Source organism: Sphaerisporangium sp. NPDC051011 (genome assembly GCF_040653595.1).
GTDB lineage: Bacteria > Actinomycetota > Actinomycetes > Streptosporangiales > Streptosporangiaceae > Sphaerisporangium.
Map to the genome: position 1 here is coordinate 143,750 of NZ_JBFAGG010000005.1, position 22,462 is coordinate 166,211.

The window sequence follows — 22,462 nt, forward strand, 5'->3', positions numbered from 1 at the left end:
CCGTGAAAGCCTGCGTCAAACACGACGGGGACATGGAGGCGGTCCGGCGCGCCTGCTCGGGCGCGTTCTCGCCGCACGCGGCCATCGCCTACGTGAACGTCGACATCTGCCGGGACGACCTTCTCGTGGAGATCGAGGGAATCGTGCCGCCGGAGCGTTTCCCCCGCGCATGAACCCCGGCTGAACCCGCCTGTGCCCTGCCGCGGGCCCAGGCCACGGCCCCGGGCGGGCGTCCGCACCCGCCCGGGAAACGTGAGAAACCGTGAGATGTGCCGGTCCGGGTTTCAGGAGCCCGGGACGGTGATGATCAGCGCGTCGCCCTGGCCTCCGCCGCCGCACAGCCCGGCCGCGCCGGTGCCCCCGCCCCTGCGCCGCAGCTCGTGGGCCAGGGTCAGGACGATGCGCGCCCCAGAGGCGCCGATGGGGTGGCCGAGGGCGATGCCGCCGCCGTTGACATTGATCTTGTCCTCCGGCAGGCCGAGCTCCTTGGTGGACTGGAGCACGACCGCCGCGAACGCCTCGTTGATCTCGACCAGGTCGAGGTCGTCGGCGGTGAGGCCCTGCTTGCCGAGAGCGTGGTGGATGGCGTTGGCGGGCTGCGACTGCAGCGAGTTGTCCGGCCCGGCGACGTTGCCGTGCGCGCCGATCTCGGCGAGCCAGGGCAGCCCGAGCTCCTCGGCCTTGGCCTTGGACATGACCACGACGGCGCAGGCCCCGTCGGAGATCTGGGACGCCGACCCGGCCGTGATGGTGCCGTCCTTGGCGAAGGCCGGGCGCAGCTTGGCGAGCGTCTCGACGGTGGTGTCGCCGCGCACGCCCTCGTCGGTGGTGAAGACGATCGGGTCGCCCTTGCGCTGGGGCAGGGTGACCGGGACGATCTCGTCGTCGAACCGGCCGTCCTTGATCGCGGCGGCGGCGAGCTGGTGGGACCTGGCCGAGAAGGCGTCCTGCTCCTCGCGTCCGAGGCCGAGCCGGGTGTTGTGCCGCTCGGTGGACTCGCCCATCGAGACGTGGTCGAACACGTCCGTGAGCCCGTCGAGGGCCATGGCGTCGACGACCTCGGAGCCGCCGAACTTGACGCCCTTGCGCAGGCCCGGCAGCAGGTGGGGGGCGTTGGTCATCGACTCCATTCCGCCCGCGACCACGATGTCGAACTCGCCGGCGCGGATGAGCTGGTCGGCCAGGGCGATCGCGTCGAGCCCGGACAGGCAGACCTTGTTGATGGTCAGCGACGGCACGCTCATCGGCACGCCTGCCTTCACTGCGGCCTGGCGGGACGGGATCTGCCCCGCGCCGGCCTGGATGACCTGGCCCATGATCACGTACTGCACCTGATCGGGCGCGACGCCGGCGCGTTCCAGCGCCGCCTTGATCACGATGCCGCCCAGGTCGGCGGCGGACAGACCGGACAGCGCGCCGAGCAGCCGTCCGATGGGAGTGCGGGCCCCTGCCACGATGACGGATCGCGACATGCCAGGCGGGATGGTGGAAGAACCGGACACCAGGGCCTCCATGATGGGGTCGTAGGCGACTTTGCCACCATACCCAGGGCGCGCCGGACGGTTTACGCGAGGTCTCGGCGACGGGACCGCGCTCAGGACGCCCGGCCCGCGCAGGCCGACACGCAGGGAGGACACGCAATGCTGCTGAGAATCGACCATGTGGGCATCGCCTGCGAGAATCTCGACGAGAAGATCGCGTTCTACCGGGCGGCCTTCGACGTGAAGGTCGTCAGCCGCGAGATCAACGAGGAGCAGGGGGTGGAGGAAGCCATGCTGCACGTGGCCGACGGCGAGGGGGGCGGCTCCTACATCCAGCTCCTCCGGCCTCTGGGCCCAGACACGCCGGTGGGGAAGTTCCTCGCGCGGCGGGGCGAGGGTGTTCACCACATCGCGTACGGGGTGTCCGACATCGTCGCGGCGATGGAGCACATCGGCGGCGAGGGCGTGCGTTTGCTGGACAAGACCCCTCGGCACGGAGCAATGGGCACGTCAATCGCGTTTCTTCATCCAAAAGACGTGGGAGGAGTCTTGACAGAGCTGGTCGAGTCCCCTCCCCGGCCCTCCTAGCAGACGAAACTTAACAATGGCTTATTCGTAACAAGTCGCGCAGAAAGTCGGACGGGACCTCCAATTCGGCAACACCGGAGTACGCTGGCCTACCACCGGACGTGGATCCCGACCATGGACGGGCGAGCCGAGCACAAGCACCGGAGGGCACGCGAGAGCGGGCCCTCCGGCATGTGCGCAGCGCGCGCGACCATGGGCGCGGGTTCCCGCCTCGGATGTCCGCCCCCCCGTCCGGCCCGTGTAGCCGTCTCGACAACCCAGGATCGAGCCTCATGCAGTCCGACATCGACGCCCAGCTGAACAATTTCTTCGAAGACGCCCCCACGCGGGAATTCGACGTGGTTCTCCGTGGTTACGACCGGCACCAGGTGCACGACCACCTCAAGCAACTCGACACCGAGTTGCGACAGGCGCGCGAGCAACTCGGCGCGTCGCAGCGCGAGCTGTCCGATTCCCAGCGCCAGCTCCAGGAGCAGGAGCGCCCGACTTATTCCGGTCTCGGCGCCCGCATCGAGCAGCTGCTGCGGCTGGCGGAGGAGCAGGCGACCGAGCTGGTCCAGGCGGCCAGGTCCGAGGCCAACGAGATCAAGGCCGCGGCCAAGGTCGACGCCGCCGACACGCGCGCCGCCGCCGAGAACGAGGCGGCCGAGAAGCGCGCCCTCGCCACCCGCGAGGCCGACGAGATGCGCACGACTGCCGAGCGCGAGGCCGAGGAGATCCGCTCGACCGCCAAGCGCGAGGCCGACGAGCTGACCTCCACCACCGAGCGCGAGGTCTCCAAGCTCCGCGCCACCGCCGACCACGAGGTCGCCGAGAAGCGCGCCGACGCCGAGCGCGAGATCGCCAAGCTGCGCACCACCACCGAGCGCGAGGTCGCGCAGCTGCGCGCGTCCACCAAGCGCGAGCGCGACGAGGTGCTCACCACCGCCAAGCGTCAGGCCGACGAGATGCGGGCCCAGGCCCAGCGCGTCCTGGAGGAGTCCGAGGCCAAGCGCGCCCAGGACGAGGCCGAGTTCGAGATCCAGCTCGCCGCCCGCCGCGAGGAGGCCGAGCGCCAGGAGTCCGAGCGTCACGCCACCGCCCAGGCCGCCACGCAGAAGCTGGTCGCCGAGGCCGAGCAGCGCGCCGCGACGGCCGAGCAGCGGGCCACCAAGGCCACCCAGCAGGCCGAGCAGACCCGCCGCGAGGCGGACACGCACGCCAAGCAGCTCCTGGCGAACGCCCGCAAGAACGCCGACCAGCTCGTGGCGGAGGCCAAGTCCAGCGCCGAGTCGATCGTCTCGGACGCCAAGTCCGAGGCCGAGCGCAACCGTACCGTCGCCCAGCGCCAGGTGGACGAACTGACCCGCCAGCGCGACAGCATCACGAGCCACCTCGCTCAGCTGCGCCAGCTGCTCGGCGGCGCGGCACTGCCGGGCATGGACGAGGCCCCGGCGGTGGCCGCCGCCCCCGCCAAGCCCGCCCTGGCGCCGACGCCGATGGCGAGCGAGAAGCCGAGCCCCGCGCCGGCTCCGCAGCGCGCCTCGGCTCCCGCCGACGACGAATCCGAGTGGTGGCAGGAGTAAGCCCCAGCGGTAATCACAAATGGGGCGTTAGGACGGCTACCGGGAGAGCCTGGCGATCATGTTGGTCGCTAGGCTCTCCTGTTGTCCGCGTCCTGTGATGTCGAGGAGCACTCGTGCCCGATACCACCCCGGATGCCACACAGCGTCCGGACCTGCCCAGATCCGCCGCGCACGGCGGGCTGGGCGCCGCCGAGGTGACTGACGTCCTGCCCGCGGCGGGCATCCCCCGTCCGGCGCCCTCCGGCGAAGACGCGCCATCGCGGAGCGGCGCGGGCACGGCGGCGCCGGCCAAGGACGCGGCGGACGGCGGCGCGCCCTACGGCGAGCCGGGCAAGCCCTTCGCCCGCGGCCCGTTCCTGTGGGGATTCACGGCAGCGCTCGGCGTGCTGACGGCGTGGGGCCTGGCCCAGGCCCTGATCAGCTCGCGCAGCGTGATCGTGCTGATCGTCGTGGCGGCGTTCCTGGCCGTGGGGCTCAACCCCGTGGTCGAGGGGCTCCAGCGGTGGGGACTCGGCCGGCGCTGGGCGATCTCGATCGTCTTCCTCGGCGTGATCGTCATGTTCGGGCTGTTCGGGCTGGCGATCGTCCCGCCGGTCAGCGAGCAGACCAGCGACTTCATCAGCGCGGTGCCCGGCTATGTGCAGGAGCTGCTGGCCAACCCGACGATCAAGCAACTCGACGCTGACTACGAGATCCTCGCCAAGGTGCAGGACTACATCACCAACGGCGGCCTCGGGGCGGCCGTGGCCGGGGGCATCGTCGGCGCGGGCGCGGTGGTGCTCGACGCGTTCTTCTCCGGGTTCACGCTGCTGGTGCTGACACTCTACTTCCTCGCCTCGCTGCCCTCGATCAAGGACTACCTGCTGCGGCTGGTGCCCGCGACCCGCCGGACGCGCACCGCGGCGATGGGCGACGAGATCCTGACGGGCATCGGCGGCTACGTCGCCGGCAACGTGCTCATCTCGGTGATCGCGGGCGCCCTGTCATGGCTCTTCCTGTCCATCGCGGGGGCGCGGTACGCGCTGGCGCTTGCGCTCGTGGTCGCGGTGACCGACCTGATCCCGCTGGTGGGAGCCACGGTGGGCGCGGTGCTGGTGAGCGCGGTCGGCTTCCTGCAGTCCATGACGCTCGGCTTCGCCTGCGCGATCTTCTTCATCGTCTACCAGCAGATCGAGAACTACGTGATCTACCCGCGCGTGATGCGCCGTTCGGTGGACGTCGCGCCCGCGGTGACGGTGATCGCCGCGTTGTTCGGCGGCGCGCTGCTCGGCGTGGTCGGGGCGCTGCTGGCGATCCCCGTGGCGGCCGCGGTGGCGCTGATCGTCCGGGAGGTCGTCCTGCCCCGCCAGGCCCGGGTGTGACCCCGGGCACGGGTCCCCGGATGGCTCGGGCGGCACGAACGCCTCGAAGGTCGCTCAGGTCGCGGTGAAGCCGCCGATGAACAGCACCTGTCCGGTCATGTAGGCCGAGTGTTCCTCGCCGGCGACGCCGCGCGGGCGGGAACTCACACTTCGGTGGGCAGCGGATAAGCGGCGGGGTTCACCCGCCTGACGATCTCGTTCAGCACGACGCGGACGTACGGCTCGCCGACCCACAGGTGCTTGGCTCCGTCCACACCGACCACCTCGGCCTGCGGGACCCGCGCGAACCGCTGCCGCGCCTCCTCGGGCCTCAGGTAGTCGTCGAACTCGGGGACCAGCGCGACGAGCGGCCGTCCGAAGCCCGCCCAGGCGTCGAGGTCTGCGTCTCCGGCGCGCTTGAGGGGAGGCGACAGCAGGATCGCGCCCCGGACGAGCGGGTCGTGCCCCCACTTCAGCGCGAGCTCGGTGCCGAACGACCAGCCGAGCAACCAGGGATTCGGCAGGTCGTGGAACTCGGCGTACTCCAGGGCCGCCGCCACGTCGAACCGCTCGCCCTCACCCTCGTCGAACGCGCCCTCGGACTTGCCCCGGGCCGAGGCGGTCCCCCGGGTGTTGAAGCGCAGCACCGCCAGGCCCGCCAGCGCGGGCAGCCGGTAGGACGCCTTGCGCAGCACGTGGCTGTCCATCATGCCCTCGGCCGTGGGCAGCGGGTGCAGGCAGATCAGCGTCGCGGCGGGACGGCCCTCGATCGGCGAGGCCAGCTCGCCGACCAGCGTGAGCCCGTCGGCCGTGTGCAGCTCGATGTCCTCCCGCTCGGCGGGCAGGATCGTGGACGAGCGGATCTCCAATGACGGCTCCTCAAACTTCTTCGAGCACCCCGGCGAGCCCGGGGCGGGACGGCTTCCGCGTCTCGGCGCGGGCCGCTTCCTGATCAGCGGCCCGCCATCTGACCGGCGGACCGCTTTCCGGTCGGCGGGCCGCTTCGGGTCAGTAGCGCGAGCGGCCGGGCCCGCGGTCGGAGCGCTTGCGCCAGCACGCGGTGTGCCAGTGGCGCCGCTCGCCCTCCCCGCCGGTCCAGTTCGGCCAGCTCACGATGTGCGGCAGCCCGGGACGGATCTCCTGGTCACACCCCGGGCAGCGGTAGACCTTCTCGGACCCGCCGCCGGAGACCATGCGGACCTTCCACTCTCCGTCCGGTCCTTCCTCCACCCGGTCCATTCCCCGCAGGACGTCGTCGTCCATGGGGCGCGCGGGCGTGGCGCGTCCTCCTCTGTCCCAGGGGTCCATGCGGCGAGCACGACGGGGGCTCATGTCGACCTAAACGTCTGATCGCAGGATCTTCTTCCTGTTCCTAGCCCCTATATCCCCCGTCATCGATCCGCGTCACCCCGGCCGTGACCAGCCGGTCCAGCAGGGGCGCGGGCGCGAAGGACGGCTCGCGGTACTCGGCGTACAGCGCGCGCAGGCCCTCGCGGACGGTGGCCAGGCCGACGGCCTCCAGCATTTCGAACGGGCCCGCCGGGTAGCCGCAGCCGAGACGCATCGCGGCGTCGATGTCGGCGACGGACGCGTACCCGGAGTCGTACATGCGCACGGCGTCGTTCAGGTAGGGGTACAGCAGGGCGTTCACCACGAACCCGGCGCGGTCGGCGCTCGCGACCGGCGTGCGCCCGAGCACCGAGACGACCTCCCTGGCGGCGCCGGCGGCCTCGGGAGAGGTGAGCACCGTCGAGACGACCTCGGCGACGCGCTCGCCGACCAGGTGAAGACCGACGAGCCGCTCGGGCCGGGGCAGCCGCGCCGCGTGCTCGACGACCGGCGTGCTGGAGAGGACGAGCACGACGTCGGCCTCCTGCGCGTCGCCCGTCTTGACGCCCGCCACGGACAGCTCCGCCGCCAGCCGCTCGGCCCCCTCGCCGATCACGCACACCGACCCCGGATGCGTCCCCGCCGAAGCCGGTCCGGCCTCGGCGGCGCCCTCGTAGGTGTGGAAGCCGCGCCCGCTCTTGCGACCGAGGAGCCCGGCGGTGACCAGCTCGCGCAGGATCGGCGCGGGCGCGTGCGCCCGGTCGCGGCTCTCCTGGAACAGGACCTCGCAGACCTCGTGGGACACGTCCAGGCCGATCAGGTCGAGCAGGGTGAACGGGCCCATCGGCAGGCCGGCGCCGAGCCGCATCGCGGCGTCGATGTCGTCGCGTGAGGCGACGCCCAGCTCCAGGAGGGTCGCGGCGTGGTTGAGGTAGCCGAGCAGCAGCCGGTTCACCACGAACCCGGCCCGGTCCCCCACGGTCACCGGGGTCTTGCCGACCCGCCGCGCCAGCTCGGCGACGTCCTCGGCCACCCCCTCGGCGGTGACGACGGTGCGCACGACCTCGACGAGCGGCATGACCGGCGCGGGGTTGAAGAAGTGCATGCCGACGACCTGGCCGGGCCGCGCGATGGTCGAGGCGACGGCGGTGACGGACAGGGAGGAGGTGTTGGTCGCGAGGATGGCCTCCGGCTTGCACACGCGATCCAGGTCGGTGAACAGGGCGCGCTTGTACTCCATGACCTCGGGGATCGCCTCGACCACCAGGTCGGCGTCGCGCAGGTCGTCCAGCGAGCCGGTGAAGGCGATCCTGCCGACGATCTCGTCGCGCCCGGCCTCGGACAGCTTGCCCCTGCTCACCGCGCGGCCGGTGGACCGCAGGACGTGCCCCCGGCCGCGCTCCAGCGCCTCCGCGTCGACCTCGACCCCGACGACGGCGAGCCCGGCGCGGGCGAACACCTCGGCGATCCCGGCCCCCATGGTGCCCAGCCCGACAACTCCGACCGTCTCAAATGTCCGTGACATCCGGCCCTCCTCTCGCCGCAAGTCTCCCAGAGCGCCGGGCGTCCCCTCAAAAGGCCCCACCCCGGACGGCCGTCCGCGATCGGCGCCCGGCGGCCCCGGGCGGGCGGTAGGGTTGGCGGTCATGCGGCTGGTCATCGCGCGTTGCAGCGTGAATTACGTGGGGCGGCTGACGGCGCACCTCCCGATGGCGCCCCGGCTGATCCTGATCAAGGCGGACGGCTCGGTGTCGATTCACTCAGACGACCGCGCGTTCAAGCCGTTGAACTGGATGAACCCTCCGTGCAGGCTCCGCGAGGAGGAGGGCGGCTGGACCGTCACGCACGGCAAGACCGGCGAGCAGCTGATCCTCACCATCGAGGAGATCCTCCACGACTCCTCGCACGAGCTCGGCGTCGACCCTGGCCTGCGCAAGGACGGTGTCGAGGCCCACCTGCAGGAACTGCTGGCCGAGCACATCGAGACGCTCGGCGACGGCTGGTCGCTGATCCGCCGGGAGTACCCCACCGCGATCGGGCCGGTGGACATCCTGTGCCGCGACCACCTCGGCGGCACGGTCGCCATCGAGATCAAGCGGCGCGGCGAGATCGACGGCGTCGAGCAGCTCACGCGCTATCTGGAGCTGCTCAACCGCGATCCGCTGATCGCGCCGGTCAAGGGCGTGTTCGCCGCGCAGGAGATCAGGCCCCAGGCCCGCGTGCTGGCCACCGACCGGGGCATCGGCTGCGTCACGCTCGACTACGACGCCCTGCGCGGCATCGAACGCACCGACACCCTCTTCTGAGCTCCCTGTAGTCCCGCCTCCTGGCGCGGCGCCGATGCGGTGCCGCGCCTTTGGCATGCCCTGAATCCATAGCGGCACCCGGGAAACCGGCGTCCCCGCCAAATCATTCACAACAGGGGCGCATTTCCACTGGTAGAGCGGCTGTCCGATTCATCCCGCGTTCATCGGGCCGGCCTGCCTATGGGCGTAGGGCGTGACCGCCCGGCCGCGGATCGCTCCCCCGGCACGCGAATGCCGTTCGGGTCAGCCGCCGGACGCACTCGCCCGGTGACATGCGGCGACCCGTCGCACCCTGGACACCCCGGCCCCGGACACTCCGCGCCATGCCCCGTTTCAGGTAACCATTCGAGCACGCACCGAATTTTTCGCGAAAAGGCGCAACTTTTCAGCGGGATCAATGCGTCTAGATCATGAACAAGGGGACTTGGTACGGGAGCGCGCTAACCCAACGTTTACCTCCGATGGAGTACGAAAGGGACCATCGTCCTCCCGGACAGGGGCGGCTCCCCGCGCCGTAGGGCGAATGACTTGCGAGGGCACGAATGACTTCACGACACAGGGGGCGTCCAGCGTGATGACGAGGGCACGGGCGATCGTCGCCCGCGCGGCGCTCGCGCTGCTCGGGCTGGTCAACCGCAGGCGGCTGCGCCAGGCGCCGCCCCGAGGGACCGGACCGGTGCGCATCCTGCTGCTGCACGCGTACGGCATGGGCGGCACGATCCGCACGGTGCTCAACCTCGCCGCGTACCTGTCCCGGGAGCGCGAGGTCGAGATCGTCAGCCTGGTGCGCACGAACGAGGAGCCGTTCTTCGCGATGCCGCCGGGCGTGAAGGTGACCTTCCTCGACGACAGGACGACGCCGCGCGGCCGGTTCGCGGACTTCCTCGCGCGGCGCCCGAGCAGGCTGGTGTCCAAGGAGGAGAAGGCGTACCACACGATGAGCCTCCTCACGGACCTGCGGCTCGTCCGCTACCTGCGGTCCCTGCGCGGCGGGGTGGTCATCGGCACCCGTCCGGGGTTCAACCTGGTCATGGGCCTCTTCGCGCCGCCGGAGGTCGTGCTCGTCGGCCAGGAGCACGTCACCTTCGAATCGCACGGCCCCGAGCTCCAGGCCCAGATCAAGCGGCGCTACGGCAGGCTCGACGCGTTCGCCACCCTCACCGAGGCCGACCGCAAGGAGTACGCCAAGGCGCTGCGCAAGAACCCGCCCGGACGGCTGGTGCGCATCCCGAACGCGATCCCCGACCTGGCGGGCGACGTCTCGCCGCTGACCGAGAAAGTGGTCATCGGGATCGGCCGCATCGTCTGGGTCAAGGGCTTCGACCGGCTGGTCAACGCCTGGAAGACCGTGGCCGTGGAGCACCCGGACTGGGTGCTGCGCATCTACGGCGGCGGCACGCCCGAGCGCGAGGCCAAGCTCCAGTCCCGCATCGACGAGGCCGGGCTGTCGGACAAGGTGTTCCTCATGGGCAGCACCCCGGAGATCGGCGTCGAGCTGGCCAAGTCCTCGATCTACGCGGTCGCCTCGCGGTACGAGGGCTTCGGCATGACGATCCTGGAGGCGATGAGCAAGGGGGTGCCGGTGGTGAGCTTCAACTGCCCGCACGGCCCCAAGGAGATCATCACCGACGGGCACGACGGCCTGCTCATCCGCTCCAAGAAGGCCGTGGAGCTGGCGGCGGGCATCGGCCGGCTCATCGAGGACGAGGACCTGCGCCGGACGATGGGTGCCAACGCGCTGCGCACCGCGGCGAACTACCAGATGGACGTCATCGGGGCCCAGTGGACCGACCTGCTGGCGGACCTGGCCCGACCCTCCCCCGGCGCCGCCTGACCCGCGCGGATCCGCCTGTCCATCGACCCAGCCGTCCATCGATCGGTGGACAACCCGATCGGTCCCTCGGTGGTGCCCAGAATGCGCGCGGCGGGCGGATGATTGCGGCATGAATCAGACAGCGGTGAGCGTGCGCGGTCTCACCAAGCGGTACGGCGACGTCCGCGCGGTGGACGGCATCGACCTGGAGATCGGCACGGGCGAGGTGTTCGCCATCCTCGGCCCCAACGGCGCAGGCAAGTCGACGACCGTCGAGATCCTTGAGGGGTATCGCGAGCGGGACGCCGGGGAGGTCAGCGTCCTCGGCATCGACCCCCGGCACCCGACGCGGCTGTGGCGCAGCCGCGTCGGCATCGTCCTGCAGACGGCCAACGACACCGCGGAGCTGACCGTCGGCGAAACCGTGCGCCACTTCGCCGCGATGTACCCCTCCGCCAGGGACCCCGACGAGGTGATCGCCAAGGTCGGGCTGACCGAGAAGGCCCGCACGCGCCTGCGGCAGCTCTCCGGCGGCCAGCGGCGGCGGGTCGACGTGGCGCTCGGCGTGATCGGCCACCCCGAGCTGCTGTTCCTGGACGAGCCGACCACCGGCTTCGACCCCGAGGCCCGCCGTCAGTTCTGGGAGCTGATCAAGGGGCTCGCCGACGACGGCACGACGATCGTCCTCACCACCCACTACCTCGACGAGGCCGAGGCGCTCGCCGACCGGGTCGCGGTGATCGCGAAGGGCCGCATCGTCGCCGAGGGCGACCCCGCCACGCTGGGCGGGCGCGCGTCGGCCCAGGCCACGGTGAGCTGGCTGGAGGACGGCGGGCGCAGGCACGTCGAGACCCACACGCCGACCGCGGCGGTCCTGGACCTGACCGCCCGCTTCGACGGCGAGGTCCCTGAGCTCACCGTGACCCGCCCGTCCCTCGAGGACGTGTACCTGCGGCTGATCAATCCCGAAGACGAAGAGGGGCGGAAATGACCGAGACCGTCGCGTCACCGCACGCCGGAGCCGTGGACGGGGCCGGAATCGGCCGGCTGCCGTCCGTCGTCGCGAGCGGCTGGAACCGGGCGGCCGTGGAGACCAAGATGTTCTTCCGTGAGAAGGACGCGGTCATCTTCACCTTCTCGTTCCCGATCATCCTGCTCGTCATCTTCGGTTCGATCTTCCAGGGAGAGCTCGACGGGCACATCACCGTCGCGCAGCTCTACACGGCCGGGCTGATCGGCGCGGGCGTCATGAGCGCGAGCTTCCAGAACCTCGGTGTCGGCATCGCGGTCGACCGGGACGACGGCACGCTCAAGCGCCTCGCCGGCACGCCCATGCCGCGCAGCGCGTACTTCGTCGGCAAGATCCTCAGCGTGCTGGCGCTCTCGGTGCTGGAGGTCGCGATCCTGCTGGCCGTCGGCGTCGTGATGTACGACCTGAACCTTCCCTCCGCGCCGGGCACCTGGATCACCTTCGCGTGGGTGTTCGTGCTCGGCATCACGGCGTCCTCGCTGCTCGGCATCGCCGTCAGCAGCCTGCCGAGATCGTCCAAGAGCGCGACCGCGGTGATCAGCATGCCGTTCGTGGTGCTCCAGTTCATCTCCGGGGTCTTCATCCCGTTCACGGTGCTGCCCGAATGGCTGATGAGGATCGCGTCGTTCTTCCCGTTGAGGTGGATGTGCCAGGGCTTCCGGTCGGTGTTCCTGGGTGAGGCGGGGGCCTCCCTGGAGCTGGCGAAGTCCTACGAGCTCGGCCGCGTCGCCCTCGTGCTCGGGGCGTGGACAGTCGGAGGTCTTGTCCTGTGCCTGACGACGTTCCGCTGGAAGGGCCGCCGCGACGGATGACGAGCCGCCTCTCGCGCGGCGACGCGTGGAGGGCCTTCCGAAGCTGGGAGATCTTCTACCTCGTCGTGTTCGTGGTGACCGCCGGCATCGTGGCGACGGACGGCGGGCCGTCCCCCGCGGCCAAGGGAACGGCGCTCGCCCTGCTGGGGGCGTGCGCGGTCGCCTACTTCGTCGTGGGACGGGCCGCCACCATGAGCGACGAGCCCACCCCGCGGGAAGGCGTGATCTACAGCGTGCTGATCGTGGTCGCGTTCGTCCCCGCGGCGACGATCGTCCACACGGCGGGGTTCGCCCTCTCCGCGCTGTGCCCGCAGGTGTTCATGATGCTGCGCTCGCGGTGGGCCGTGGTGGTCGTGATCTTCCTCAACGTGTTGCCGACCGTCCGCCTCCTCAGCCCCGAGCTCAGCGTGGGTGAAGTCATCGGGAGCGCCGCGTTCACGGTCGTCTCGGTCGCGTTCTCCCTGGTGTTCGGTCCGTGGGTGTCGCGCATCATCCGCCAGAGCGCCGAGCGGGCCGAACTGATCGAGGAGCTGCGGGCCAGCCGCGCGCAGGTCGAGCGGCTCTCGCGGGAGCGGGGCGTCCTGGCGGAGCGGCAGCGGCTCGCCGGGGAGATCCACGACACGCTGGCCCAGGGCTTCACGAGCATCATCATGCTGATCCAGGCGGCGGAGGCGCAGGCCGACCCGTCCCACCACCTGGCCCTGGCCGTGCGGACGGCACGGGAGAACCTGGAGGAGGCGCGCGGGCTCATCGCGGCGCTCACCCCGGCGCCGCTGGACGGGTCCACGCTGGAGGAGGCGCTCGGCAGGATCGCCTCGCGGCTGGGCGAGGAACTCGGCGTGCCGGTCACCTTCACGGCCGAGGGCGCCTCGCGCCCGCTCCCCCCGGGCGCCGAGGTCGTGCTGATCAGGGCCGCCCAGGAGGCACTGGCCAACGTGCGCAGGCACGCGACGGCCTCCTCCGCCCACGTGGCGCTGGAGTACGGCGAGCACGAGGTCGTCCTGCGCGTCGCGGACGACGGGGTGGGTTTCGACCCCGGGGCGGGCGCACCGGAGCCCGCCCCGGAGGCTCAGGGGTACGGCCTGCGGGCCATGCGCACGCGCGTCGAGCAGGCCGGAGGCACACTGGAGATCACGAGCGCGCCCGGGAAGGGCACCGAGCTCACCGTCCGGCTTCCCCAGGAGGAGACCCCCGCGTGATACGCGTGCTGATCGTCGACGACCACCCCGTCGTCCGGGAGGGCCTGCGCGGCATGCTGGAGGCCGACCCGGGCATCGGCGTGGCCGGAGAGGCCGGTTCGGGCGAGGAGGCCGTGGCCCGCGCGCGGGAACTGACCCCCGACGTGATCCTCATGGACCTGCGCATGCCCGGCGGCGACGGCGTCTCGGCCATCGCGCGCATCCTCGCCGACCACCCCGAGAGCCGCGTGATCGTCCTCACGACCTACGAGACCGACCAGGACATCGTGCGCGCGGTGGAGGCGGGGGCCGCGGGCTATCTGCTGAAGGACACCGCGCGGGCCGACCTGATCGCGGCGGTGTTCGGCGCGGCGCGCGGCGAGACCGTGCTGTCCCCCTCGGTCGCCACCCGGCTGGTCACGCGCATGCGGGCGCCCGCTCCCGAGTCGCTGTCCAAGCGCGAGACCGAGGTGCTGGCGCTGGTCGCGCGCGGCCTGACCAACGGCGAGATCGGCAGGTCGCTGTTCATCAGCGAGGCGACGGTGAAGACCCACCTGTTGCGGATCTTCGGCAAGCTCGGCGTCTCCGACCGCACCGCCGCCGTCACGACGGCCCTGAGCCGCGGCCTGCTGTGACGGGCACGCGCGGCGCCGCGACGGTTCGGACCGCCGGGCATATCGTTGCCCCGGATCGCCGGAAAGGTGCACCATGTGGGTCCGGGCGGGTCCGGACGGGGCGGCGTACCCAGGCCCTGGGACCGGCCGACGCCGCCAGCGCCGAGAGGGAGACGTCCTGATGTCAACGGTCACCGAGCAGCGCACCTTCGACTCGCTGGACCCCGCCACGGGCGCGGTCGTGGGCACCCATCCGATCCATGACGCGGCGTCCGTACGGGCCGCCGTCGAGGCCGCGGGCGAGGCGGCGCGCTGGTGGGCCCGGCTGGGCTTCGCCGAACGGAAGCGCCGGCTGCTGGACTTCAAGGCCGTCCTGACGCGGAACCTGGAACGGGTCGCCACGAAGATCCACCAGGAGACCGGCAAGCCGATGGGTGACGCGACGCTGGAGACGGCGATCACGATCGTCCACCTGGACTGGGCGGCGCGCCACGCGCGCAGGGTGCTCGGCCCGCGCCGGGTCTCGCCGGGCCTGGTCGGCATCAACATGGCCGCCACGCTGGAGTACCTGCCGCTCGGCGTGGTCGGCGTGATCGGCCCGTGGAACTACCCGCTGTTCACCCCCATGGGGTCCATCGGCTACGCGCTCGCCGCCGGGAACGCCGTGGTGTTCAAGCCCAGCGAGCTGACCCCCGGCGTCGGCGTCCTGCTGGCCGAGCTGTTCGCCGAGAGCGTCCCCGAGCACAAGGTGCTGCAGGTCGTCACCGGGTTCGGCGAGACCGGGGCCGCGCTCGCCGCCGACCCCGGCGTCGGCAAGATCGCCTTTACGGGGTCGACCGCCACCGCCAAGCGGGTCATGGCGGCCTGCGCGGCGAACCTCACGCCGATCGTCGCCGAGTGCGGCGGCAAGGACGCGCTGATCGTCGACGAGGGCGCCGACCTCGCCGCGGCGGCGGACGCCGCGCTCTGGGGCGCGATGTCCAACGCCGGCCAGACCTGCGTGGGCGTGGAGCGCGTGTACGTCGTGGCGGGCGTCTACGACGCGTTCATGCGCGAGCTCACCGAGCGCGCCGGGGCGCTGCGCACCGGCGAGGACTACGGGCCCATCACCATGCCGTCCCAGACGGAGGTGATCCGGCGGCACGTCGATGACGCGCTGGCCCGGGGCGGCAAGGCCGTGCTGGGCGGCGCCGCGTCCGTACGGCCGCCGTACGTCGACCCGGTGGTGCTCACCGACGTGCCCGAGGAGTCGAGCGCGGTGCGCGAGGAGACCTTCGGGCCGACGATCACGGTGACCAGGGTCGCCACGGCGGAGGAGGCGCTGGAGAAGACCAACGCCGTCGCCTACGGCCTCGGCGGGACGATCTTCTCGGGCGACGCCCGGCGGGCCATGGAGCTGGCCCGTGCGATGCTCAGCGGCATGACGGCGATCAACTCGGTCATCTCGTTCGTGGGCGTGCCCGCGCTGCCGTTCGGCGGCGTCGGCGACTCGGGGTTCGGGCGGATCCACGGTGCGGACGGGCTGCGCGAGTTCACGCGTGCCAAGTCCATAACGCGGCAGAGGTTCCCCCTTCCGGGCATGAACCTCACGTCTTTCACCAGGACTCCGGCGGAGCTGCAGCGTCTTGTGAAAATGGTCACTATTCTGCATGGTCGACGCAAGAGCTAGTTGTCCTGATACTTCCCCAAAAACGATCTTGCGTCCATAATGATGGGTTCCTACGAGCCAGCAGGACGCGAGGTGGGACTTGGCGACCGGACGTGACTACCGCGGGATGACGGCGGAGCAGCGATTAGCCGACCGCAAGGAACGGCTGATGAGCGCGGCTTACACGTTGTTCGCCGGACCAGGATTCAATGCCACCACGATCGAACGATTGTGCGCGGCGGCTCGCATTTCCAACCGGGCGTTCTACGAATGCTTCACCGGGCGCGAAGATCTGATGCGGGCGGTGTACGACCGCTGCGTCGAGGAGACCCTCCTCGCGGTGTCCAAGGCGATCGGAGAGGCGCCCCCCGACACCGACAGCAGGATCCGGGCGGGCATCGCCGAGTACATCACCTTCGTCACTCGTGACCGGCGGCGGGCGAAGATCATGCATCTGGAGGTGCGCAGGGCCGGCGACATCCTCGCCCCGCACCGCCAGCGCGCGGTCACCGGCTTCACCCAGATGATCGAGGAGACCATGGGCGAGGTGCCCGGCGAGCCGCCGGAACGCCTCCACCTGCTCTCGCTCGCGCTCGTCGGCGCGATCCAGGAACTGCTCATCGAGTGGGTCCTCGCCGACGTCAAACCTCCCCTGGACAGCCTGATCGACACGGCCGTCCACATCTTCCGCCGCTCCTTCGGCTGAAGCGCACCCCCGTCGCACCCGGGGGACGCGCCTTCAGGCCGCGGCGGCGGCCGGGAGCTCGACCTTGAGCACCCGGTGCAGGCGGGTGATGGCGAGGAGCCTCATGACCCGCGGCGGCACCCCGCGAAGGACCAGCCGGCGCTCCGCGCGCAAGGCGCGGCGATGCGTCCCGACGAGGACCCCCAGGCCGGCGGCGTCGATCATCTCCAGACCCGAGAGATCGACGATCATGTCACCGTCCCCCGACTCGACCGCCTCGTGCAGACGCGGCCGCAGCCGGGCCACCGTGCCGACATCGAGCCTCGCCCCGACGCTGACCACCTGGACCCCCGCGCACCCCGGACCAGACCGGCTTGGCATGCCGCCTCCTCATGTCAGACGGCCCTCACAGGCCGCAGAGGTCCCCTGCCCACCAATCCCTCTCCTATTCCTCCGTTAGTGCCCCAGAGCACCGTTGAAGGACGCCCGCGGGGCTACGCTGGCGGCATGACGCGCGCTGACAACGACAAGCCTGTCGTGCTGTCCAAGATCTACACGCGGATCGGCGACGACGGCACCACCACGCTCGGGGACATGAGCCGTGCCCAGAAGACCGATCCCCGGCTCGCCGCCTACGCGGACGTCGAGGAGGCGAACGCCGCGATCGGTGTGGCCGTCGCGATGGGGAACCTCGCGGCCGAGATCGTCGAAGTGCTGGCCGTCGTCCAGAACGAGTTGTTCGACGTCGGAGCCGACCTCTGCACGCCCGTGACCGAGAACCCCGAGTTCCCGCCCCTGCGCGTCGAGCAGTCCTACGTCGACCGGCTCGAAGCGCAGTGCGACCTCTTCAACGAGCGGCTACGCCCGCTGCGCAGTTTCATCCTGCCGGGCGGCGACCCGGGCACCGCGCTCCTGCACGTGGCCCGCACGGTCGTCCGCCGCGCGGAACGCACCACCTGGTCGGCCCTGGAGACCCACGACGACGTGAACCCGCTCACGGCCCGCTACCTGAACCGCCTGAGCGACCTGCTCTTCATCCTCTGCCGCATAGCGGCCGACGGCCGGGAACTCCTCTGGAAGCCCGGCGCCACCCGTTAGGCAGTGCCTATGGCCTCGCTCCGCTCGGCGGGTTCGAGGCGCCCCTTACCGCCGTGCCGGAGGCGCGGCCATAGGCACAGATTTACGCGGCGTCCAGGTGTGCGCTGGGCGGGGCGCTTTCGACCCAGGCCAGGAAGCCCGTCAGGGCGTCTTCGCTCATGGCCAGGGAGACGCCGGCGCAGTCGACCGTCCAGTAGCCTGCGGGGCCGTCGTCGCCCGTGAGGGGACGACGGGTCGAAACGGTGAGGCCGCGCCTCGCGATAGCGTGGCGCGGCCTCAGTCGCAGTCCAAGAAATGGGATCCAGTGGAGCTCTCCGCCCGCATAGCGGGCCACCCCGCTTCTCCAGGCCCGGTTACTCGTACGCAGGCTACATACGACGTTGCCCCGGGATCGGGCGAGCACTATGCCACGAAGGACGAGCAAGGCGGCGACCACCGCAACGCTTATCAAAATCTCCAGCGCCGCCATGGTCGCCCCCCCGAAGCTCATGTCCGTATAACTGTCAAACCTCTTCGCCGGCCGCGCGCAGGCGGGCCCTGGCACGCTTGGCCTCGATCTGCGCCTCGGTGTCCTCGCCGCCGGCGTCGACCGACGAGAGCGCCCGCTGGAGCGCGTCCCGGGCCGCCGCGACGTCCACCTCGGAGCCGAGCTCGGCCGTCTCGGCCAGAACCGACACGTCGTTGTTGGCCACGGAGATGAACCCGCCGTGGACGGCCGCGACCACGTCCCCGCCGTCGCTTCGCTTGATGCGCAGGACGCCGCCCTCCACGAGGACGCCGAGAACGGGGGCGTGATTCGGCATAATACCGATCTCGCCGTCCACGGTCTTGGCAATCACCATGTCTGCCTCGCCCGACCAGATCTCACGTTCCGGCGAAACGACGCCGATGCGGAGCTTTGCCATCACACACCTTCCTCGGATGCCGGTACGGCAGGGCCGTACCGGCACCCCGTCGTCAGCGGGCCAGTTCCTTCGCCTTGGCGATGGCCTGGTCGATGCCGCCGACCATGAAGAACGCCTGCTCGGGAAGGTGGTCGTACTCGCCCTCGCACAGGCCCTTGAAGGAGCGGATCGTCTCCTCCACGTCGACGAACTCTCCCGGCTGGCCGGTGAACGCCTCGGCGGCGTACATCGGGTGGGACAGGAAGCGCTCGATGCGGCGGGCCCGCTGGACGACGACCTTGTCCTCTTCCGAGAGCTCGTCGATGCCCAGGATGGCGATGATGTCCTGGAGCTCGCGGTACTTCTGGAGGATCCGCTTGGTCTCCTGGGCCACCCGGTAGTGCTCCTCGCCCACGATCGTGGGGTCGAGGATGCGGGAGGTGGAGTCGAGCGGGTCCACCGCGGGGTAGATGCCCTTCTCCGAGATCGGCCGGGACAGAACGGTCTGCGCGTCGAGGTGCGCGAACGCGTTGTGCGGGGCCGGGTCGGTGATGTCGTCCGCGGGGACGTAGATCGCCTGCATGGAGGTGATCGAGTGACCGCGGGTCGAGGTGATGCGCTCCTGGAGGACGCCCATCTCGTCGGCCAGGGTGGGCTGGTAACCCACCGCGGACGGCATACGGCCGAGCAGGGTGGAGACCTCCGAGCCCGCCTGGGTGAAGCGGAAGATGTTGTCGATGAAGAGCAGAACATCCTGCTTCTCGACGTCACGGAAGTACTCGGCCATGGTGAGCGCGGAGAGCGCGACACGCAGACGGGTGCCCGGAGGCTCGTCCATCTGGCCGAACACCAGCGCGGTGTCCTTGAGGACGTCGGCCTCCTCCATCTCCAGCCAGAGGTCGTTGCCCTCACGGGTGCGCTCGCCGACGCCGGCGAACACCGACGTACCGGAGAACTTCAGCGCGACCCGGCGGATCATCTCCTGGATGAGGACGGTCTTGCCGACGCCCGCGCCGCCGAACAGGCCGATCTTGCCACCCTTGACGTACGGGGTGAGCAGGTCGATGACCTTGATGCCGGTGGGCAGCATCTCGGTGCGCGACTCGAGCTGGTCGAACGGCGGGGACTGGCGGTGGATGCCCCAGCGCTCGTTGATCTGGAGCGAGGCGGTGGGCGTGTCCAGGGCCTCGCCGAGGGTGTTCCACACGTGGCCCTTGACGACCTGGCCGACCGGCACCGAGATGGGGGCGCCGGTGTCGTTGACGACGACGCCGCGGACGACGCCGTCGGTGGGCTGCATGGAGATGGCGCGGACCAGGTTGTCGCCGAGGTGCTGGGCGACCTCCAGGGTCAGCGTCTTGGTCTCGCCGCCGATGGTGACCTCGGTGGTGAGAGCGTTGTAGATGTCCGGCATCGCCTCGACGGGGAACTCCACGTCGACGACGGGACCCGTGACGCGGGCCACGCGACCTACGGCGGTCGCGACGGTCTCAGCAGTCATTGTGGTTTCTCACTCTTTCCCCGCGGAGGCGTCGGCGAGCGCGTTGGCGCCGCCGACGATCTCGCTGATTTCCTGGGTGATCTCGGCCTGCCGCGCCTGGTTCATCCGCTGCGTGAACACGCGGATGAGCTCGTTGGCGTTGTCGGTCGCCGACTTCATCGCGCGGCGACGCGAGGCGTGCTCGGAGGCGGCCGACTGGAGCAGCGCGTTGAAGATGCGCGACTCGATGTAGCGCGGCAGGAGCTGGTTCAGCACCTCACCGGCGGTCGGCTCGAACTCGTAGTACGGCAGCGGGCCTTCGGGGGGCTGCTCGGTGGTCTCCTCGACCTCCAGCGGAAGGATGCGCTTCACCTGGACCTGCTGGGTGAGCATCGAGACGAACTCGGTGTAGACGATGTGGATCTCGTCGATGCCGTTCTCGTCCTCGAACGCCCCCACCAGCGCGTCGGCGATCTCCTTGGCGTGCGCGTACAGCGGGTTGTCGGAGAACCCGGACCACTCGCCGCTCATCTGCCGGTCGCGGAAGCGGTGCCAGGTGATGCCCTTGCGCCCGACGACGAACGGCTTGGGCTCCAAGCCGCGTCCCCGCAGGTGACCGGCCAGCGCCTCGGCCTCGCGCAGCACGTTGGCGTTGAAGCCGCCGGCGAAGCCGCGGTCGCTGGTGACGATCAGGACGCCCGCCGCGGTGGGCCGTTCCTTGGCGACGGTCAGCGGGTGGTCGATGTCGGCCGAGTTACTGAGGACGGCCGACACCGCGCGCGTGATCTCACGCTCGTACGGAACCGCCGCCTCCATGCGCTGCTGCGCCTTGATGATGCGGGACGAGGCGATGAGCTCCTGCGCGCGGGTGATCTTCGCAGTGGACTTGACCGAACGAATCCGCCGCCGCAGCAGTCTTAGCTGGGCACCCATCGGCTACTGCTTCTCGGCCGTCGGGCGGACGTGCTTCACGATCTTCTCCTGGCCGACCTCGTTCGCCTGGAGCGGGTTGACCGGCTCGTCGTTCACGAGCAGCGTGCCGGAGGAGGTCTGGAACGTCTTCTTGAATTCCGTGATCGCCTCCTTGAGCGTCGTGATCGCATCGTCGTTCAGCTCGCGCGTCTCACGGATGCCGTCGAGGACGCCCTTGTACTTGGTCGTCAGGTAGTCCAGGAACTCGGCCTCGAAGCGCGCGATGTCCTCGAGCGGGACGTCGTCGAGCTCGCCGCTGGTGCCGGCCCACACGGAGACGACCTCGCGCTCGACCGCGTACGGGTGGTACTGCGGCTGCTTGAGCAGCTCGACCAGGCGGGCGCCGCGCTCCAGCTGGGCGCGGGAGGCCGCGTCCAGGTCGGAGGCGAAGGCCGCGAAGGCCTCCAGGTCGCGGTACTGCGACAGCGACAGGCGGAGCGTTCCGGCGACCTTGCGCATCGCCTTGATCTGCGCCGAGCCACCGACGCGGGAGACCGAGACACCGACGTTGATCGCCGGGCGGACGCCGGCGTTGAACAGGTCGGTCTCCAGGAAGCACTGGCCGTCGGTGATGGAGATGACGTTGGTCGGGATGAACGCCGAGACGTCGTTGCCCTTGGTCTCGATGATCGGCAGACCGGTCATCGAGCCGGCGCCCATGGCGTCGGAGAGCTTGGCGCAGCGCTCCAGCAGGCGCGAGTGCAAGTAGAAGACGTCGCCGGGGAACGCCTCACGGCCCGGCGGGCGGCGCAGCAGCAGGGACACGGCGCGGTAGGCGTCGGCCTGCTTGCTCAGGTCGTCGAAGACGATGAGCACGTGCTTGCCCTGGTACATCCAGTGCTGGCCGATGGCCGAACCGGTGTACGGGGCGATGTACTTGAACCCGGCGGCGTCGGAGGCCGGGGCGGCGACGATGGTGGTGTACTCCATGGCGCCGGCCTCTTCGAGGCGCGCGCGGACCTGCGCGATCGTCGAGCCCTTCTGGCCGACCGCGACGTAGACGCAGCGGACCTGCTTGCTCGGGTCGCCGCTGGCCCAGTTCTCGCGCTGGTTGAGGATCGTGTCCACGGCGATCGCGGTCTTGCCGGTGCCGCGGTCGCCGATGATCAGCTGGCGCTGGCCGCGGCCGATCGGCGTCATGGCGTCGATCGCCTTGATGCCGGTCTGCAGCGGCTCCTTCACCGGCTGGCGCTGGACCACCGACGGCGCCTGGAGCTCCAGGGGCCGGCGCGCCTCGGCCTCGATCGGGCCCTTGCCGTCGAGCGGGTTGCCCAGCGAGTCGACGACGCGGCCGAGGAAGGCGTCGCCGACCGGGGCGGACAGGACCTCGCCCGTCCGGCGTACCGACTGGCCCTCTTCGATGCCGCTGAAGTCGCCCAGGATAACGGCACCGATCTCCCGGACGTCCAGGTTCAGTGCCAGGCCACGCGTGCCGTCCTCGAACTCAAGCAGTTCGTTCGCCATCGCCGAGGGAAGGCCGGAGATGTGGGCGATGCCGTCGCCGGCATCGACGACGGTCCCGATCTCCTCCCGGGCCGCCCCTTCCGGCTCGTAGGCCTGGACGAAGCGCTCAAGCGCGTTCCGGATCTCGTCCGGCCGGATCGTCAGCTCCGCCATCTCTCTTCAGTCTCCCTAATCA

23 protein-coding genes are annotated in these 22,462 nt (G+C 70.6%); 13 read left to right on the forward strand and 10 right to left on the reverse strand.

Translation table 11 applies throughout. The features are described 5' to 3' along the window. The first annotated feature begins 32 nt into the window (after positions 1-32). Complete coding sequence (locus tag AB0H21_RS13535; RefSeq protein WP_358515783.1) at positions 33-173, forward strand: hypothetical protein; 141 nt, start codon at positions 33-35, stop codon at positions 171-173. Positions 174-284: 111 nt separating this feature from the next. On the opposite strand, the gene AB0H21_RS13540 is transcribed toward AB0H21_RS13535, so the two are convergent. Further along, on the reverse strand, positions 285-1,472 hold the full coding sequence (locus tag AB0H21_RS13540; protein WP_358515785.1) for an acetyl-CoA C-acetyltransferase: 1,188 nt from the start codon (positions 1,470-1,472) through the stop codon (positions 285-287). 168 nt (positions 1,473-1,640) lie between these two features. Here AB0H21_RS13540 and mce point away from each other — a divergent pair, with 168 nt between their 5' ends. The 3 genes from mce to AB0H21_RS13555 all read left to right on the forward strand — a co-directional run bounded on the left by mce (position 1,641) and on the right by AB0H21_RS13555 (position 4,995). Further along, positions 1,641-2,069 carry a methylmalonyl-CoA epimerase gene (gene mce / locus AB0H21_RS13545; protein ID WP_358515788.1) on the forward strand — a complete coding sequence of 143 codons (429 nt, stop codon included), beginning with the start codon at positions 1,641-1,643 and terminating at the stop codon, positions 2,067-2,069. 272 nt (positions 2,070-2,341) lie between these two features. After that, complete coding sequence (locus tag AB0H21_RS13550) at positions 2,342-3,634, forward strand: DivIVA domain-containing protein (protein ID WP_358515791.1); 1,293 nt, start codon at positions 2,342-2,344, stop codon at positions 3,632-3,634. Positions 3,635-3,747: 113 nt separating this feature from the next. Continuing rightward, positions 3,748-4,995 (forward strand): AI-2E family transporter, encoded by a 1,248-nt coding sequence (locus AB0H21_RS13555; RefSeq protein ID WP_358515794.1) that lies wholly within the window; start codon positions 3,748-3,750, stop codon positions 4,993-4,995. A 143-nt stretch (positions 4,996-5,138) separates the two neighbouring features. Here AB0H21_RS13555 and AB0H21_RS13560 read toward each other — a convergent pair whose 3' ends face one another. From AB0H21_RS13560 to AB0H21_RS13570, 3 genes are all read right to left on the reverse strand, one after another. Continuing rightward, positions 5,139-5,843 carry an alpha/beta hydrolase gene (locus AB0H21_RS13560; RefSeq protein WP_358515797.1) on the reverse strand — a complete coding sequence of 235 codons (705 nt, stop codon included), beginning with the start codon at positions 5,841-5,843 and terminating at the stop codon, positions 5,139-5,141. Between the two features lie 139 nt (positions 5,844-5,982). Continuing rightward, the gene (locus AB0H21_RS13565; RefSeq protein WP_358515800.1) at positions 5,983-6,282 is read right to left on the reverse strand and encodes an ATP/GTP-binding protein; all 300 of its coding nucleotides are present in this window, start codon (positions 6,280-6,282) and stop codon (positions 5,983-5,985) included. A 64-nt stretch (positions 6,283-6,346) separates the two neighbouring features. Beyond that, the gene (locus AB0H21_RS13570) at positions 6,347-7,828 is read right to left on the reverse strand and encodes a 3-hydroxybutyryl-CoA dehydrogenase (protein WP_358515803.1); all 1,482 of its coding nucleotides are present in this window, start codon (positions 7,826-7,828) and stop codon (positions 6,347-6,349) included. Positions 7,829-7,949: 121 nt separating this feature from the next. On the opposite strand from AB0H21_RS13570, the gene nucS reads away from it, so the two are divergent. The 8 genes from nucS to AB0H21_RS13610 all read left to right on the forward strand — a co-directional run bounded on the left by nucS (position 7,950) and on the right by AB0H21_RS13610 (position 16,410). Then, entirely contained in the window at positions 7,950-8,609 is a 660-nt protein-coding gene (gene nucS, locus AB0H21_RS13575; RefSeq protein ID WP_358515806.1) for an endonuclease NucS, read from the forward strand. Positions 8,610-9,183: 574 nt separating this feature from the next. Beyond that, the gene (locus AB0H21_RS13580) at positions 9,184-10,443 is read left to right on the forward strand and encodes a glycosyltransferase family 4 protein (RefSeq protein WP_358516546.1); all 1,260 of its coding nucleotides are present in this window, start codon (positions 9,184-9,186) and stop codon (positions 10,441-10,443) included. Positions 10,444-10,552: 109 nt separating this feature from the next. Beyond that, the gene (locus AB0H21_RS13585) at positions 10,553-11,413 is read left to right on the forward strand and encodes an ABC transporter ATP-binding protein (RefSeq protein ID WP_358515809.1); all 861 of its coding nucleotides are present in this window, start codon (positions 10,553-10,555) and stop codon (positions 11,411-11,413) included. Further along, a complete protein-coding gene (locus AB0H21_RS13590; protein ID WP_358515812.1) occupies positions 11,410-12,264 on the forward strand; it encodes an ABC transporter permease in 855 nt (284 codons plus the stop codon). Before AB0H21_RS13585 ends, AB0H21_RS13590 begins: the two co-directional genes overlap by 4 nt. Next, entirely contained in the window at positions 12,222-13,463 is a 1,242-nt protein-coding gene (locus AB0H21_RS13595) for a sensor histidine kinase (RefSeq protein ID WP_358515815.1), read from the forward strand. The genes AB0H21_RS13590 and AB0H21_RS13595 overlap by 43 nt, the downstream gene beginning before the upstream one ends. Beyond that, positions 13,460-14,077, forward strand: coding sequence for a response regulator transcription factor (locus AB0H21_RS13600; protein WP_358515818.1), 618 nt, complete (start codon positions 13,460-13,462; stop codon positions 14,075-14,077). The genes AB0H21_RS13595 and AB0H21_RS13600 overlap by 4 nt, the downstream gene beginning before the upstream one ends. A gap of 160 nt (positions 14,078-14,237) precedes the next feature. Beyond that, positions 14,238-15,725: an aldehyde dehydrogenase family protein gene (locus AB0H21_RS13605; RefSeq protein WP_358515821.1), complete on the forward strand. Its 1,488-nt coding sequence runs from the start codon at positions 14,238-14,240 to the stop codon at positions 15,723-15,725. 79 nt (positions 15,726-15,804) lie between these two features. Then, on the forward strand, positions 15,805-16,410 hold the full coding sequence (locus AB0H21_RS13610) for a TetR/AcrR family transcriptional regulator (protein WP_358515824.1): 606 nt from the start codon (positions 15,805-15,807) through the stop codon (positions 16,408-16,410). Positions 16,411-16,443: 33 nt separating this feature from the next. Here the strand turns inward: AB0H21_RS13610 and AB0H21_RS13615 are convergent, their stop codons facing one another. Continuing rightward, positions 16,444-16,770, reverse strand: a complete 327-nt coding sequence (locus tag AB0H21_RS13615; protein WP_358515826.1) for an STAS domain-containing protein — start codon at positions 16,768-16,770, stop codon at positions 16,444-16,446. Between the two features lie 126 nt (positions 16,771-16,896). Here AB0H21_RS13615 and AB0H21_RS13620 point away from each other — a divergent pair, with 126 nt between their 5' ends. Further along, on the forward strand, positions 16,897-17,487 hold the full coding sequence (locus AB0H21_RS13620; RefSeq protein WP_358515829.1) for a cob(I)yrinic acid a,c-diamide adenosyltransferase: 591 nt from the start codon (positions 16,897-16,899) through the stop codon (positions 17,485-17,487). A gap of 82 nt (positions 17,488-17,569) precedes the next feature. Here AB0H21_RS13620 and AB0H21_RS13625 read toward each other — a convergent pair whose 3' ends face one another. Genes AB0H21_RS13625 through atpA form a run of 5 tightly spaced genes read right to left on the reverse strand, consistent with a single transcriptional unit; the run spans position 17,570 to position 22,440 of the window. Then, positions 17,570-17,977: a DUF2550 domain-containing protein gene (locus AB0H21_RS13625; protein ID WP_358515831.1), complete on the reverse strand. Its 408-nt coding sequence runs from the start codon at positions 17,975-17,977 to the stop codon at positions 17,570-17,572. Between the two features lie 13 nt (positions 17,978-17,990). Continuing rightward, the gene (locus AB0H21_RS13630; RefSeq protein WP_358515834.1) at positions 17,991-18,392 is read right to left on the reverse strand and encodes a F0F1 ATP synthase subunit epsilon; all 402 of its coding nucleotides are present in this window, start codon (positions 18,390-18,392) and stop codon (positions 17,991-17,993) included. A 52-nt stretch (positions 18,393-18,444) separates the two neighbouring features. Further along, on the reverse strand, positions 18,445-19,872 hold the full coding sequence (gene atpD, locus AB0H21_RS13635; protein ID WP_358515837.1) for a F0F1 ATP synthase subunit beta: 1,428 nt from the start codon (positions 19,870-19,872) through the stop codon (positions 18,445-18,447). A gap of 9 nt (positions 19,873-19,881) precedes the next feature. After that, on the reverse strand, positions 19,882-20,784 hold the full coding sequence (locus AB0H21_RS13640; protein WP_358515840.1) for a F0F1 ATP synthase subunit gamma: 903 nt from the start codon (positions 20,782-20,784) through the stop codon (positions 19,882-19,884). A 3-nt stretch (positions 20,785-20,787) separates the two neighbouring features. After that, the gene (gene atpA, locus AB0H21_RS13645; protein ID WP_358515843.1) at positions 20,788-22,440 is read right to left on the reverse strand and encodes a F0F1 ATP synthase subunit alpha; all 1,653 of its coding nucleotides are present in this window, start codon (positions 22,438-22,440) and stop codon (positions 20,788-20,790) included. Positions 22,441-22,462: the final 22 nt, after the last annotated feature.

Bases quoted from the DNA above. Each gene is read 5' to 3' on its own strand.
- mce (WP_358515788.1), top strand. From the start codon at position 1,641: ATGCTGCTGAGAATCGACCATGTGGGCATCGCCTGCGAGAATCTCGAC.
- AB0H21_RS13590 (WP_358515812.1), top strand. From the start codon at position 11,410: ATGACCGAGACCGTCGCGTCACCGCACGCCGGAGCCGTGGACGGGGCC.
- AB0H21_RS13585 (WP_358515809.1), top strand. From the start codon at position 10,553: ATGAATCAGACAGCGGTGAGCGTGCGCGGTCTCACCAAGCGGTACGGC.
- AB0H21_RS13535 (WP_358515783.1), top strand. From the start codon at position 33: ATGGAGGCGGTCCGGCGCGCCTGCTCGGGCGCGTTCTCGCCGCACGCG.
- AB0H21_RS13550 (WP_358515791.1), top strand. From the start codon at position 2,342: ATGCAGTCCGACATCGACGCCCAGCTGAACAATTTCTTCGAAGACGCC.
- AB0H21_RS13580 (WP_358516546.1), top strand. From the start codon at position 9,184: ATGACGAGGGCACGGGCGATCGTCGCCCGCGCGGCGCTCGCGCTGCTC.
- AB0H21_RS13565 (WP_358515800.1), bottom strand. From the start codon at position 6,282: ATGGACCCCTGGGACAGAGGAGGACGCGCCACGCCCGCGCGCCCCATG.
- AB0H21_RS13540 (WP_358515785.1), bottom strand. From the start codon at position 1,472: ATGTCGCGATCCGTCATCGTGGCAGGGGCCCGCACTCCCATCGGACGG.
- AB0H21_RS13620 (WP_358515829.1), top strand. From the start codon at position 16,897: ATGACGCGCGCTGACAACGACAAGCCTGTCGTGCTGTCCAAGATCTAC.
- AB0H21_RS13625 (WP_358515831.1), bottom strand. From the start codon at position 17,977: ATGAGCTTCGGGGGGGCGACCATGGCGGCGCTGGAGATTTTGATAAGC.
- nucS (WP_358515806.1), top strand. From the start codon at position 7,950: ATGCGGCTGGTCATCGCGCGTTGCAGCGTGAATTACGTGGGGCGGCTG.
- AB0H21_RS13570 (WP_358515803.1), bottom strand. From the start codon at position 7,828: ATGTCACGGACATTTGAGACGGTCGGAGTTGTCGGGCTGGGCACCATG.
- AB0H21_RS13605 (WP_358515821.1), top strand. From the start codon at position 14,238: ATGTCAACGGTCACCGAGCAGCGCACCTTCGACTCGCTGGACCCCGCC.
- AB0H21_RS13615 (WP_358515826.1), bottom strand. From the start codon at position 16,770: ATGCCAAGCCGGTCTGGTCCGGGGTGCGCGGGGGTCCAGGTGGTCAGC.
- atpD (WP_358515837.1), bottom strand. From the start codon at position 19,872: ATGACTGCTGAGACCGTCGCGACCGCCGTAGGTCGCGTGGCCCGCGTC.
- AB0H21_RS13630 (WP_358515834.1), bottom strand. From the start codon at position 18,392: ATGGCAAAGCTCCGCATCGGCGTCGTTTCGCCGGAACGTGAGATCTGG.
- AB0H21_RS13640 (WP_358515840.1), bottom strand. From the start codon at position 20,784: ATGGGTGCCCAGCTAAGACTGCTGCGGCGGCGGATTCGTTCGGTCAAG.
- atpA (WP_358515843.1), bottom strand. From the start codon at position 22,440: ATGGCGGAGCTGACGATCCGGCCGGACGAGATCCGGAACGCGCTTGAG.